General features: G+C 39.8%; 12 protein-coding genes and 1 tRNA gene. 2 read left to right on the forward strand and 11 right to left on the reverse strand.

Annotated elements, in window-relative coordinates:
* The first annotated feature begins 26 nt into the window (after positions 1-26).
* Positions 27-1142, forward strand: coding sequence for a hypothetical protein (locus tag RDV52_RS01885; RefSeq protein ID WP_004363789.1), 1116 nt, complete (start codon positions 27-29; stop codon positions 1140-1142).
* A 218-nt stretch (positions 1143-1360) separates the two neighbouring features.
* On the opposite strand, the gene RDV52_RS01890 is transcribed toward RDV52_RS01885, so the two are convergent.
* Positions 1361-2476, reverse strand: coding sequence for a porin (locus tag RDV52_RS01890; protein WP_040557343.1), 1116 nt, complete (start codon positions 2474-2476; stop codon positions 1361-1363).
* Positions 2477-2720: 244 nt separating this feature from the next.
* On the opposite strand from RDV52_RS01890, the gene rlmD reads away from it, so the two are divergent.
* Positions 2721-4160 (forward strand): 23S rRNA (uracil(1939)-C(5))-methyltransferase RlmD, encoded by a 1440-nt coding sequence (rlmD, locus tag RDV52_RS01895; RefSeq protein WP_004367674.1) that lies wholly within the window; start codon positions 2721-2723, stop codon positions 4158-4160.
* Positions 4161-4245: 85 nt separating this feature from the next.
* Here the strand turns inward: rlmD and RDV52_RS01900 are convergent, their stop codons facing one another.
* The 10 genes from RDV52_RS01900 to pyrI form a co-directional block, all read right to left on the reverse strand.
* On the reverse strand, positions 4246-4821 hold the full coding sequence (locus tag RDV52_RS01900; protein ID WP_004367673.1) for a LutC/YkgG family protein: 576 nt from the start codon (positions 4819-4821) through the stop codon (positions 4246-4248).
* Positions 4822-4852: 31 nt separating this feature from the next.
* The gene (locus RDV52_RS01905) at positions 4853-6244 is read right to left on the reverse strand and encodes a lactate utilization protein B (RefSeq protein ID WP_004367672.1); all 1392 of its coding nucleotides are present in this window, start codon (positions 6242-6244) and stop codon (positions 4853-4855) included.
* Positions 6245-6266: 22 nt separating this feature from the next.
* Positions 6267-6998 carry a (Fe-S)-binding protein gene (locus RDV52_RS01910; RefSeq protein ID WP_004367671.1) on the reverse strand — a complete coding sequence of 244 codons (732 nt, stop codon included), beginning with the start codon at positions 6996-6998 and terminating at the stop codon, positions 6267-6269.
* 312 nt (positions 6999-7310) lie between these two features.
* Positions 7311-7383 (reverse strand) — tRNA-Phe (locus RDV52_RS01915).
* 359 nt (positions 7384-7742) lie between these two features.
* Positions 7743-8843, reverse strand: a complete 1101-nt coding sequence (locus RDV52_RS01920; RefSeq protein WP_040557341.1) for a thiamine-phosphate kinase — start codon at positions 8841-8843, stop codon at positions 7743-7745.
* A 26-nt stretch (positions 8844-8869) separates the two neighbouring features.
* Entirely contained in the window at positions 8870-9679 is an 810-nt protein-coding gene (locus tag RDV52_RS01925) for a purine-nucleoside phosphorylase (RefSeq protein ID WP_004367669.1), read from the reverse strand.
* Positions 9564-10751 (reverse strand): tetraacyldisaccharide 4'-kinase, encoded by a 1188-nt coding sequence (lpxK, locus tag RDV52_RS01930; protein ID WP_004367668.1) that lies wholly within the window; start codon positions 10749-10751, stop codon positions 9564-9566. Before lpxK ends, RDV52_RS01925 begins: the two co-directional genes overlap by 116 nt.
* Positions 10752-10796: 45 nt before the next feature.
* Positions 10797-12566, reverse strand: coding sequence for a signal peptide peptidase SppA (gene sppA, locus RDV52_RS01935; RefSeq protein WP_004367667.1), 1770 nt, complete (start codon positions 12564-12566; stop codon positions 10797-10799).
* A gap of 335 nt (positions 12567-12901) precedes the next feature.
* On the reverse strand, positions 12902-13189 hold the full coding sequence (locus RDV52_RS01940; protein ID WP_004367666.1) for a hypothetical protein: 288 nt from the start codon (positions 13187-13189) through the stop codon (positions 12902-12904).
* 28 nt (positions 13190-13217) lie between these two features.
* Positions 13218-13673 carry an aspartate carbamoyltransferase regulatory subunit gene (pyrI, locus tag RDV52_RS01945; RefSeq protein WP_036875284.1) on the reverse strand — a complete coding sequence of 152 codons (456 nt, stop codon included), beginning with the start codon at positions 13671-13673 and terminating at the stop codon, positions 13218-13220.
* Position 13674 lies beyond the last annotated feature (1 nt).

Here is a 13674-nt window from a genome sequence, read left to right on the forward strand (position 1 = left end):
TCGCATAAACATAATGAAGAAACAAGATGACACTTCACATATTTAACCCAGAACACGACATAGCGTTAGCACAAAATAATTCTAACTACACCCCATCAAATGCTGTATTGCAAATACGTAACGACTTAGCTTTCATACCTTATATATGGGCTAATCAAGGCGACCTTATATTAGTAAATGATGTTATGATGGCGAATAAATCTGTTGAAGTGCTACGATTGAAGAAAAAAGAGATACATTTTATTGATATAAATACTTTAGAGCAACTCTTAAACAAAATAGATACCATTCAACCTTGGGGGTGGGATTGTACAATAAAAGAGCAGTTAAGACGATTGGGAATATCGCCAATGCTCTTGCCTTCTGATGTGCAACTTTCTAAAATACGCTACCTAAATAATAGAAAGACATCTATAAATTGGCTGTCAAATTTGAAAACATTGCTACCTAAAGACACGATGGTAGGAGAATCTTACTTTTTTAATAATATTGATAATTTGTGTTCAAAAGCCAAAGAAATAGGAAATGCCGTTATTAAAGCTCCTTGGAGTGGTAGCGGAAGAGGATTACGATTTACCGACAGAGAAATATCTACTGTTCATATAAATTGGGCAAGAAACATTATAGCACACCAACAAGGCATTATCTTAGAGCCATATTACAATAAGGTACAAGATTTTGCAATGGAATTCTACGTAGACAATAAGGTAAAATATTGCGGCTTATCTATCTTTCAATCCTTACATGGCGCATATATAGGAAACATCATTGACAATGAAGAAAGAAAACGCAGCCTATTAGAACAGTATATCGATTTAGGATTATTAGACGCGATAAAAATTGCTTTAATAAACCTATTGGAATGTAATATTAAACACAATTATAAAGGATACTTAGGTATTGATATGATGATAGTTGAGGACAGACATTTATCCTATTCCGCAACTATTCCGTATCGTATTCATCCTCTCGTTGAAATAAATTTTCGACACACAATGGGACATGTCGCTCTATCTCTTAACAATGAACATAGTATACAAAATAAAATAATGCAAATCACATTTGACGGATCACATCATTCTTTAAAATTAGAGAATAGCACTAATCTAACATTTGACATATATCCAAAATACAAAAAATAAGATGACAAGAGCTATTAAACATGTAATGATTAGCATTATTCGTGCTATTATTTTTCTTCTATGTGCTAACGAGGAATGTTTCTGTTGATTAAATTCAGAATACAGATCGTAACGATGTTTCTTCCTGTTACTTTGCGTTTTTTTCATTATTGAAGATAGATGTTATCCTAAAGAAAGTATCTTTTCAGATACTTTCTTTTTACATTTTAGTAATCTATCTAAAATTTAAAACTTAATTGTACATCGACTAACGAGTAGTTTGGTTTTGCCAAACTACGGTCGTGAACATAAGCATATTCTGTAGATAGTCGTACGCTCTTGTTAAAATCATAGTTCAGACCAACCTCGTATAATGTGCGTTGCTTCTCTGCACCTTTAGAAGGCTGATACATATCGTAGCGTGCTTTTCCATATAATTTCTGCTTTATTATAGGGGCTATCACCAAAGCATAGACTCCCTGTGCTTTATTGCCATTGCTGCCTATATTACAATCTTTTGCAGCTGCATCGTTTGTGCTTACAAGCGATTTCGCAAAAGCTTCTCCTGTAGAATGTGCATATTCTGAACGGAAAGTCCAGTCGTCAACTACATATTCGGCAGAAATTGCATATCTACGTTGTTGCAACTTGCGTACGCCTGATTGCGGTACACCGTAGGCATCTGTCCATGTCCCCTTACGGGCATACGAACCTGTCCAACCAAACCAGCCAATGCGCATTCCCTTTACAGGCATAACCCAAACACCGCCGATAATATTCTTTTGTTCGTCTACGTCCTTTACGTTAATTCCTTGTCCGTTGAACACGCCAACCTGATAGTGTAGCAAGTTTCTGCCAGCAGCATTCTTCAACAAATCACCTTGAATTTGAACACCAATATCGCGCCCGTTTGAACTATGTGTTCCTGCTCTATCCGAAAATCCTGCGAATTTGCTAACTACTTGAGAATAGCCCATAAAGCCTTGTGTAATGGGGTGAATTGGATTTTCAAAAGTGAATGGGTTCTTAAACTGGCCAATCTTTACGCGGAAGAAAGTGTACTTCTGCCATTCGGTAAATAAATCAACAACACGTGGCGATGAACCTAAAGTCGATGTATTGCCATTAAATTGGATTTGGACTTTCCATGCCCAATCATTAAACAGCCTTCCATCTATAGAAACACGACCCAAACGCAGATTGAACGAATTAGATTTCGCATTATCTTGTGTTGTCAATTGATACTGCGCAATGCCATATCCCGATAGTTTCACATTGTCTATCCACTTCGTCGTCTGTGCAGACACATTAGATGTAAGAAACGCTATGGCAGCTAACATAAAGATTTTTTTCATATAATCGCCCTCGAATATTAAGTTTATAGTTTCACCTTGCAAAGGTACAGACATTTTGTAAAAAATGAGAACTATTCTTAAAACTTTCACTAAAAGCCTCACAAAATATGGTGTATAAACTCTTTTATACAGCCTATGTTGCATTACACAGTAACAAAAATCCTGCATTAATACTTCTCCCTTTTACTTAGCGTACGATGCGTAGGTCGAAAAAAATAGCTAACTTTGCAGCAAATTTATTAATATGAGCAGGAAAAGAAAAACATTACCTATATTAGAAAGTGTAAAGATAGAGTCGGTTGCTGCCGAAGGCAAATGTGTGGCACACGTAAACGACATGGTTGTGTTTGTGCCGTTCGTGGTACCAGGCGATGTTGTAGACTTGCAAGTGCGCAAGAAACGCCACAGCTATTGCGAAGCTACGGTGGTAAGAATGATACAACCAAGTCCCATTCGTATAGCTCCTAAATGCAAACACTTTGGAGTTTGTGGCGGTTGCAAGTGGCAAAACCTTCCTTATAAGGAACAGTTGGCTGCCAAGCAACAACAAGTCCTCGACCAGCTAAAGCGCATTGGCAAGGTTGAACTGCCGACAATCTCTCCCATCTTAGGTTCTGAAAAAACAGAAGAATATCGCAACAAACTTGAGTTTGCCTGCTCTAACAAACGTTGGTACACCAAAGAAGAATTAGAAGTATTGCCCGAAGGCGTAGGATTGGGACAGGGGGCAATAGGCTTCCATATAACGGGCGCATTCGATAAGATTTATCCTATTAATAAATGTGTGCTCATGGACGACTATTGTAATAAGGTAAGGAATGCCATTTACAACTATGCCGTGAAGCACGGACTTAGCTTTTACGACATCAGAGAGCAGCACGGCTTGTTGCGCGACATTATGATGCGAAACTCCAACACCGGAGAATGGTTGGTGCTCGTTCAATTCCATTACGATGAAGCAAGCGATGAAGCGCGCGCAATGGGTTTGATGCAGTTCATAGCTGATGAATTTCAGGAAATTACTTCATTGCTGTATGTAGACAACCAAAAGGGAAACGACACGTTCAACGATTTGGAACTGACCGTGTTCAAAGGCAACGACCATATGTTTGAACTGATGGAAAACCTTCGTTTCAAGGTAGGGGCAAAGAGCTTTTACCAGACCAATACCGACCAAGCCTACCATTTATATAGTATTGCACGCAGTTTTGCCAACCTTACAGGCAATGAACTGGTTTACGATTTATATACGGGCACGGGAACCATCGCAAACTTTGTGGCAAAGAAGGCAAAGAAGGTAATCGGCATTGAATATGTACCTGAAGCAATAGAAGATGCTAAAATAAATTCGAAGATAAACAACATTGTTAATACACTGTTCTATGCGGGCGACATGAAAGATATTCTGACCGAAGAGTTTATAAAGCAACACGGTCGCCCCGAAGTAATTATTACCGACCCGCCTCGTGCCGGCATGCACGCCGACGTGGTGAACGTAATTCTGAGCGCGCACCCACAACGAATTGTTTATGTAAGTTGTAACCCCGCAACACAGGCTCGCGATTTGGCACTTTTGGACAAAGATTATAAGGTTACAGCTGTTCAGCCTGTCGATATGTTCCCCCACACACCTCACGTAGAAAACATTGTTTTATTGGAAACAAAGGGAATAGAGAGAGCATAACGTAGTATATTGACGTGAGTTCTACGAATTGCTATTGTTTGTAAATAGGGCTATGTTTGTACCCCACGAGTGGGGTATGTTTTACTTATCCTACAAGAATAACTGTAACACCGCGGGCAGCTTGTGCCCCCATTACCAAAGCCTGCTCTATGTCGGCTGTCTTGCTCGGTCCAGAAATAAAGACACCATAGCCGTAGTGTGGCATTTGTATGCGCTTATAGGCTTCGTGCATATTGCTAACAATATTGTCTTTATCAAGCAAGATAACTAATTCTTCCGAAATAAAGCACACGGCACGTTCTTTCATTGTCTGCGGTATCCATACGCACCCATTCTCGGCTACACCTAATTCGCCTTGAATAATACCCACGTCAGTTCCATTTAAGTCTGCAGCAGACGCAATTGTATCAGGATTCAAATCAGCTTCTATCCCGTTTATGCTCGATGCAAATATCTTTGCATTTGGATAGGTCTCCCGAATAACAGAGTTCAAATCGTCGCTACTTTTTACTTCCAGAACCTTAGCACCAACTGTTTTAGACATTTCTACGAACTGGTTGGTAACATCGCTGTAAACAATACCATCTACAGGTTTACTTGGCATATCGAATTGTCGTACAACATTACGGCGCAATTTATTGAGTAATTCTTCTTTCTTCATCTTGGTCTTCGTTTATGAAAACATAAAACATTTATTCTTTCCCTTCAGTATTCTCCTCTTCCATCATCTGTTTGTAGAGTTCATGGAATGGTTTCTTGGGAAATCGTGGCATATCGTGCCCTACACTCCATGGATTTAACTTTATATCCATAAGTTTCTGCGGTACGATGTTTGCGATATGGGCGGACCTCGTTGCTATATTGTAGACCGTTGGGTGTTCGTACAATGCAGTCATTCCAACAGCCATGTATTTCTTTTCTTTGTTCTCTGTGCCAAAGCCTTCCAGCTCCTGACGCCAATGATATATCTGACTGCCTGGTGCTACCTTAACAGGACAAACCATGTCGCAACTTAAACAGAGCGAGCAAGCCGAAACATTTCCGCTGTGTTCCTTCGGATTGCTGAGCATTCCGAGATTTACACCGATAGGTCCAGGAATAAAATAACTGTACGAATAGCCCATTGAGCGACGATAGACAGGACAAGTATTCATACATGCACCACAACGAATGCACTTGGCAGTCCGCCAATGCGCTGGGTTCGCAATGATGTCGCTTCGTCCGTTGTCTACCAGAATAACGTGCATTTCACCACCTGGACGAGCTTTACGGAATTGAGAAGTAAAGGCAACAGAAGGTTGTCCGGTTGCGCTTCGAATTAACAAACGTTGAAATACAGCCAGCGATTCGTAGTTTGGAACAACCTTATCGATACCCATTGACACGATATGCAGTTTCGGAATGGAAGTACTCATGTCAGCATTGCCTTCGTTCGTGCACACCACGCAATCGCCCGTAGCGGCTACACCGAAGTTACAGCCCGTCATGCCTGCTTCGGCTTCTATGAACTCCTGACGCAGACTGTAGCGTGCACATTGTGTCAGATAGGTTGGATCGTGGTTGCCAATCTCTTTCGATATACCTTTCCTTTCAAACAATTCGCCAACCTCGTCGCGTGTAATATGTGCTGCCGGAACCACTACATGAGCAGGCTTCAAGTCCATTAGCTGCAAAATGCGTTCACCCAGGTCGGTTTCTACAACGTCAATACCTTTCGCCATAAGGTATTTGTTCATTTCGCACTCTTCGGTAAGCATCGACTTAGACTTCACCAGCTTCCTCACGCTGTGGTCTGCCAATATGCTGTATGCTGTTTCGTTAAACTCTTGTGCATCTTTTGCCCAATGAACAATAACGCCATTGCTTTCCAAGTTCTTTGAAAACTCGTCCAGATAGTCAGCCAAATGTGTCAGTGTATGTTCCTTTATCTCGCTCGCATGTTCTCTTAAATCTTCCCATTCGGGAAGCATTGCAGCTTGTATGTCTCGTTTTTCCCTAAGTCCCCAGAAGGTCTGGTCGTGTCGGGTTACTCTTTCGGGGTCTGATATAAACTTTGCCGCTTTCTTTGCATGACTTGTTGCCATCTCTATTCCTCTTCGTTATGACCTAAATACCAGCAGCCAAGATTTCAGCTACATGCTTAAATTGAATATTGTAGTGCTTCTTGTGTGCCACTCCTTGCATGTGCATTAAGCAAGAAGAATCTGAGCCGGTTATATATTCGGCGCCTGTTTCCATGTGTCGCTTCACCTTATCGTCGCCCATACGGCTGCTCACATCTGGCTCTTCTATGGCAAACATACCGCCAAATCCACAACATTCGTCTACTCGTTCGGGTTCTTTCACCGTGATGCCTTCTTTAAGTTTCAGAAGGTCTACTATCTTGCTATATCTTGGAATATGCTCTTCGGAGGGCGAACTCAATCGTAGCTCGCGTACTCCGTGGCACGAGTTGTGAACAGTAACTACGTGTTCGAATCTTCCTGGCAATTCTTTCACTTTTAAAACATCGTGCAAGAATTGCACCAATTCTAATGTCTTCCCGGGCGTAGAGCATTTTTGCTTATGAAGTTGAGGGTGGTTGAACTGCACGAAGGCTGCACACGATACGCTTGGAGTTACTATATAATCATAATCCTTAAATACATCTTCGAATTTCTCCACGAGGCTACCCGACATACGCTGGAAACCACCATTCGCCATTGGTTGTCCGCAACAAGTTTGTCGTTCAGGATACTTCACATCAAGGCCTAATCCACGCAGAAGCTTATAGGTTGCCATGCCTACTTCCGGATATAATGCATCAACATAGCACGGGACAAATAATCCTACTTTCATAAAATAGTTACATCTTGTTAGCTTTTTATTGTACAAAGGTAGAAATAAAATAATAAATATAAAAGGAATGCACCTATAAAACTACGTGCAATAGAGTATTTTTGTTCCTACAGTACTTTATAAATTAAAGGCGCGGTATCTTGGCAAGTATGCCACCTATGTTATAATGGATCTTATTTACGGATAGCATAGAAATTCCCCAAATAGACAGAACACTCAGATAGACAATATTCATGTCAAAAACAAAAAAGTGCCATAGTTAATATTATCTATGACACTCTATAGTTACCTTCTTTTTCCGAAACATCTGTGTGGTACCACCAGGAATCGAACCGGGGACACAAGGATTTTCAGTCCTTTGCTCTACCAACTGAGCTATGGCACCATTTATAAACTCTATTAAAGTTACCACTTTCTATTTTGCGAGTGCAAAGGTACTGTTTTTTTTTTATTACTGCAAATATTCTGCAAAACATTTTAATACTTAACATTTATTTACAATAATGAGGAATGTAGCCACTATTTACAATGAAAGCATGTAGCCAGAAAAAATGATATAACCTCTTTGACAATGTAAAACCCACTGTTCTACAACGTAAAACCCATTGTTTTACAATGTAAAACAATGGGTTTTGGTATTCCATTCTTGCACCTATTAAGTTTCATCTTTTCTCTTCTGAAAACCTATCTAAGCATCATATCATCATTTATTCTTAGGAACAGCCTCAAATAATACATTATATCTTATTCAACCCAGCCTTGCGCAGTCAACTGGAATTCGTTCCCATCTCTTGCAATAAGGTATTCGCCCAGTCTGCTCTCCGTGATATAACCTATCTGGTGAATATTTTTGAGCGATGCTACCTTTGCATGGTCTCCAATAGGAATTGTAAAAAGAAGTTCGTAATCTTCCCCCCCATTCAATGCTGCCGTTGTAAGGTTCATATTAAACTCTTCACAAGTAGTAGCCGTCTGGTAATCTATGGGTATTTTATCTTCATAAATACGACAACCCACGTTACTTTCTTTGCAAATATGTTTTAAATCGCTTGCAAGACCATCAGAAACATCAATCATTGAAGTCGGACTAATATTGGCATTACGAAGTTGTTCTAAGACTTCGCCAGGTGCTTCCGGCTTTAATTGACGATCTATCAGATATTCTTTACCCACGAAGTCTGGTTGGAAGTTGTCTATTATAGCACGCTCGTTATTCAGAAGCTCTATCCTCTTTTTATCATTATTGGCATGTGCCTGCTTTAGCTTTTTATTAAATTCTTCTACCTGCTGATAGTAAACAGCTTTCTCTCGTTCTAAAATTTGCAGTCCCATGTAGGCAGCTCCAAGGTCGCCAGAAACGCATATTATATCGGTTGGTTGTGCATCTTTTCTATATACAATGTCTTCTTTTCCGCACTCGCCAATACAAGTAATATTAATAGCCAGTCCCGTATAAGAAGACGTTGTGTCGCCCCCTACAATATCAACATTCCATTTGCTACAAGCTGTTCGCAGACCTTCATAAAATTGGTCAAGGTCTATTACTTTAATCCGCTTCCCCACACCTATTGAAACTACTATCTGGCATGGACGCCCATTCATTGCAAATATATTAGTCATTGCAACCATGGCGCATTTGTAAGCCAGATGTTTCATATCAATATAAGTAAGATCGAATTGAATTCCCTCCATAAATAAATGGGAAGAGACAAGAATCTCCTTATCTGAATAACGAAGCACAGCTGCATCATCGCCAACTCCTGTAATTGTAGAGGGGTTAGATGGTTTAATATCCTTTGTCAGCCGTTCTATCAGTTTAAATTCACCCAATTCTTTTATTTCCATATCCATTCTATTAGGATTATCGCTATTTAGGCTTGCCTTATCATCTCACGCATAATCGCAGTCATTAGAGGTTGTGCTTTATTAGCCGCTTCTTGAACCTCTTCATGGCTGACTTCAACAGGAGTCTCAAACCCGCCCAAGTCGGTAATTACACTCATACCGAATACCTTTATTCCCGAATGTCGAGCTACTATAACTTCAGGAACAGTGCTCATTCCCACTGCATCGCCACCCAAGTTCCGATACATTCTATATTCTGCAGGTGTTTCAAAAGTAGGTCCTTGGACACCTACATAAACACCTGATGTTATTCTGATATTCTTTTCTTTGGCTATTTCGTTTGCCTTGTTTATCAGAACACGGTCGTACGCTTCGTGCATATCTGGGAAGCGAGGACCTGTAGGAAAGTTCGGGCCATGTAAAGGATGTTCGGGGAAGAAATTAATATGGTCAGTTATAACCATTAAATCTCCAATTTTAAATTCAGGATTCATACCGCCCGAAGCATTAGAAACGAACAAAGTTTCAATTCCTAACTCGTGCATCACACGTATAGGAAAGGTAACTTCTTGCATACTGTATCCCTCGTAGTAATGAAAACGCCCTTTCATTGCCATAATATCTTTGCCACCAAGTTTTCCAAAGATTAGACAACCAGCATGTCCTTCTACAGTTGAAACTGGGAAATTTGGGATATCGCGATAAGAAAATTCATAACTATCAGTTATCTCTGAAGCTAATTGTCCGAGACCTGTTCCGAGTATGATTGCGGTTTTCGGACTTGCCTGCATTCTTTCTTTTAGCCAAGATGCTGTTTCTTGAATTCTTTTGTACATAGGATAATATTTTTTCATTGAATTTATCTTCTTCGTTAAGCATAAACTTAACTTGTATTGGCAATGCATATATGTTCTCTCTTACATCGTCGTTTAACCCTTCCAATCTCAATAATCGAGCCTTATCTTTCTCGGTTGTAATAATTATTTTCGGACTTTCCATTACGGCAAAAGTTTCATTAATAATGGCAACGTCCTTTAGATTAAAAGAATGATGGTCGGGGAACGTTAATGTCTTTATATGTGAGGTATCTACATAAGAGCTTATATCAACTTCCAATTGCTTTGGCAAGGCTATACCAGTAAGCAGCAATATATTCTTGTTAGAAATATCAGTTAGTTGAATTTCTTTTTCTTTGGCAACATTTTCAAATACAGGTATAAGGCTACAATATTCAAGTGTGGTAAAGAATAGTTCTTGAAATGGATACAAGTTCATTGTCTTACTCAACACTCGATAATCTATAGGATTTAACTCTTTGGGGCATTTTGTAACAATAACAATATCTGCTCGGATCTTGCCGGAGAGAGGTTCGCGTAGACGTCCAGCAGGCAACAACTTATCATAAATAATAAGTCGATGATAATCTATCAATAAAATATTTATTCCTGGCTTTACATATCGATGTTGGAAAGCATCGTCGAGCAACACGACATCGGTATTTTCCGTTTGTTTGTCTTGCACCAATCTGTCTATACCTTCACAGCGATTCTTATCTACTGCGATGTAAATATCAGGAAACTTCTGCTTCATCTGAAAAGGTTCATCGCCAATCATTTCAACAGGAGTATCGTTTTCTGCAAGCACATAACCTTTACTCTTCCGCTTATAACCTCGTGACAGTACTGCTACTTGTGCTACATCTTTCAATAGTCGTACAAGATATTCAACATGCGGGGTCTTCCCTGCTCCACCAACGGTTATATTACCAACAGAAATAACTGGCACATCGAAACTACGACTTTTCAACACACCGAGTTCAAAAAGTTCATTACGAATCATTACCCCTAATCCGTAGAGCCAGCTTAGCGGTAACAATGCTCTGTGTATTTTAATAAAATCGCCTTCCATTCTTATTTACTGCATCTTGTAATATAGGCTACGCAACATAAGTACCTAATTTATATTAATGAAGTAAGGTATTCTTGCTTGAATTGCCGACTGCTGATTTAAAGTACGCAATATGGAGAATGGTTGGTATAGCATTCCCAGCGAAGAATGTAGTTGTTCGCTAAGATAGTTATCTTGTACATAGTCCCCAAATATCTGATCCAACCAATTAACGGGAGCAGGATAGTTCTTCGTATAGTAATCCTTTATTTTAGCCAACTGCACTGCCTTCTGTACGGCTTTGTCCAACCCTCCAAGTTCATCGACTAATTTTATTTTCAATGCGTCTTCTCCTGTATAAACATGTCCCTGGGCAATGGTTTCTACTTGTTGCATTGTAAGTTTCCTTCCTTGAGCAACCCTGTCTTTAAATGTATTGTAGCCACGGTCTATGTACACTTGCAGCATTCTCATTTCATCTGGAGTTAAAGGGCGCATAGGAGAAAGGAAAGTTCCATTCTTGTTAGTCTTTACTTCATCGAATTTAATTCCTAATTTCTCTGAAGCCAGACCGCTAAAATCGGGGAACATACCGAAGATACCTATCGAGCCCGTAATCGTTGTAGGTTCAGCAACAATCCAGTTTGCAGGCACCGACATATAATAACCACCTGATGCGGCATAACCTCCCATACTTACAACAACAGGTTTCACTTTCTTTAACTCCATTATTTGATGCCACATTTGTTCTGATGCAAAGGCTGAACCTCCGCCGGAATTAACTCTGATAACAACTGCTTTCACATCGTCATCGTCCATTAATTCCTTAAGATCTTTGCAAACATCTTTACCTACTATGTTGTGCTGGCTTAAAGACGTGCCTGATACGGGAGCGTCTACGATGTCTCCATAAGCATAATACACTGCTATTTCATTGCCATTCTTATCGGCTTTTACTGTTTTCAAATCGGCAAGTGATACTTGGTTAATGTCGTCGCCTGAAGCTATTCCTAACCGTTTCTTTATCTCATTCCTTACTTGGTCTGTATAAAGAAGTTTGTCTACCAGCTTCATCTTTAGATAGTCGGTGGGATTGGCAAACGTTATAACACTGTCAGCATATTCGTTCAGTTTGGCAATAGGAATATTTCGACTCTCGCCAACACCTTTTAAGAGATATTTCCAAATCCCATTCAAATACGCAGAAGTCTGCTGCCTGTCGGCATCGCTCATCTTGTCGCCCGTAAACATCTCCGTCGCACTTTTGTATGTACCTACCTTAGACACTTGCACTTTTACTCCAAACTTTGCCAACATATCTTTTAGATAGATGCGCTGTGTTGATAGACCGTGCCAATCCAACATACCTTGCGGATTCAAATACACATCATTTGCAACCGAAGCTAAATAATAAGTTCCCTGTGTATAGCTGTCGCCATAAGCTACAATCCATTTATTGCTCTTTTTGAAGTCAATTAAAGCATCTCTAATTTCTTGTAATGCGGCATAAGAGTTTGGGACAAACACTCCTGCTTCAAGATAGATTCCTTTTATATTCTTGTCTGCTTTGGCTTTCTCTATGCCAGAGAGAACATCTTCTAAACTTGTTTCATTTGCTGTTTTACCAACGAACTTGGTTATAACATTCTCTTCTGTCCGTTCATTTAATGGTCCTGATAAATTTATTACCAATACCGAATTATTCTTTATCTCAGTCGTACTTTCGCTCGACAACACCATACCGAAGATACAAACGAAACCAAGGAGCAACGTTACTAACACAAAAAGGAACAAGCCAACAAATGTGGCGAAGACATTCTTAAAAAAGTCCTTCATAAAGGCTGATGTTTTATATGTTTTTGTTTAAAGCATTGTTGGTGTCATTTCATTTATTCCACCATTCAAATATTATCTATATGCAAAGATAGGCATAAATAGCCAACATTCCAAATTTCAGTTTAAATCTTTAGCTGTTAATAGTTGTACATTCCAAATCGAAGTGCAACAAACAGCCACGTTTTTTCATGGTCTCTAATCTATGAAAAACACCGCAGGTTTGCCTTGCGGCCAGGGCGCGTAGCCCTGAAGAGCGATACCGGCAATACAAAAAAAGGAGTCCCCTTTGTGGGCTCCCCAAGATTAATTATCTTTGTATTGTAATGTATAAACAATTAACCTCGGAGCAAAGGTAGCAATGATACAGAAGAAAATAAACAGAAGACAAAGGGGAAAATTGAACTTTTCAACACCGAAGCAGGAGTTTTACAAATATTATGCGTAATATTGCACTTGCTGGTTGATTCGACACCCAATGCGGCAATAAAAGGATTATGTATTTTCATGTTAATTACGCCGTCTTCATCATCTTTTTTCGATACGTACCTGTCGCAGAAGCCTGCTGCATAAGCTTTGACATACGAAGCAACTATTCCTCTTATTGCCTTTTCTTTATATTCCATAAGGTTCTATTTCTATGTTTCTCTAAATCTAACACAGTTCCACTTTGTCCATTTGCTGCTCTTTGTCGCAGTAATGGCACTTCAATGTGCCTGCCACCTTGTCTACTACATTGAATATTGTAGACACTGGCTCGTTGTTGGTGATGCACTTTGGGTTGTTGCATTTCACAATTCCATGCAGTTCATCGGGCGTTATAACTTGTTTTTTCTCTACCACTTCGTAATCGTGAATGATGTTCAGAATGATATTGGGAGCCACTACCGAGAGGCGAGATATTTCGTCGTCAGTGAAGAACTTGTCGCTTACCTTGATGATTCCCTTGCACCCTACCTTGGAAGAACTGAAGTTGTAGCCGATGGTAACAGGGGTTGAAAGGTTCTGAAGTTCAAGAAGATTTACCACTTGGAAAGTCTTTTCGGCAGGTATATGGTCGATTACGGTGCCGTTTTCTATGGCGGCAACCAGACGTTCTTTCTTGTTCATT

The organism is Prevotella nigrescens, assembly GCF_031191185.1.
Classification (GTDB): Bacteria; Bacteroidota; Bacteroidia; order Bacteroidales; family Bacteroidaceae; genus Prevotella; species Prevotella nigrescens.

Excerpts from the sequence above, each read along its gene's own strand:
- RDV52_RS01940 (WP_004367666.1), bottom strand. The coding sequence starts at position 13,189 with ATGGAATATAAAGAAAAGGCAATAAGAGGAATAGTTGCTTCGTATGTC.
- RDV52_RS01885 (WP_004363789.1), top strand. The coding sequence starts at position 27 with ATGACACTTCACATATTTAACCCAGAACACGACATAGCGTTAGCACAA.
- RDV52_RS01905 (WP_004367672.1), bottom strand. The coding sequence starts at position 6,244 with ATGGCAACAAGTCATGCAAAGAAAGCGGCAAAGTTTATATCAGACCCC.
- rlmD (WP_004367674.1), top strand. The coding sequence starts at position 2,721 with ATGAGCAGGAAAAGAAAAACATTACCTATATTAGAAAGTGTAAAGATA.
- pyrI (WP_036875284.1), bottom strand. The coding sequence starts at position 13,673 with ATGAACAAGAAAGAACGTCTGGTTGCCGCCATAGAAAACGGCACCGTA.
- RDV52_RS01910 (WP_004367671.1), bottom strand. The coding sequence starts at position 6,998 with ATGAAAGTAGGATTATTTGTCCCGTGCTATGTTGATGCATTATATCCG.
- RDV52_RS01925 (WP_004367669.1), bottom strand. The coding sequence starts at position 9,679 with ATGTACAAAAGAATTCAAGAAACAGCATCTTGGCTAAAAGAAAGAATG.
- RDV52_RS01900 (WP_004367673.1), bottom strand. The coding sequence starts at position 4,821 with ATGAAGAAAGAAGAATTACTCAATAAATTGCGCCGTAATGTTGTACGA.
- RDV52_RS01890 (WP_040557343.1), bottom strand. The coding sequence starts at position 2,476 with ATGAAAAAAATCTTTATGTTAGCTGCCATAGCGTTTCTTACATCTAAT.
- lpxK (WP_004367668.1), bottom strand. The coding sequence starts at position 10,751 with ATGGAAGGCGATTTTATTAAAATACACAGAGCATTGTTACCGCTAAGC.
- sppA (WP_004367667.1), bottom strand. The coding sequence starts at position 12,566 with ATGAAGGACTTTTTTAAGAATGTCTTCGCCACATTTGTTGGCTTGTTC.
- RDV52_RS01920 (WP_040557341.1), bottom strand. The coding sequence starts at position 8,843 with ATGGAAATAAAAGAATTGGGTGAATTTAAACTGATAGAACGGCTGACA.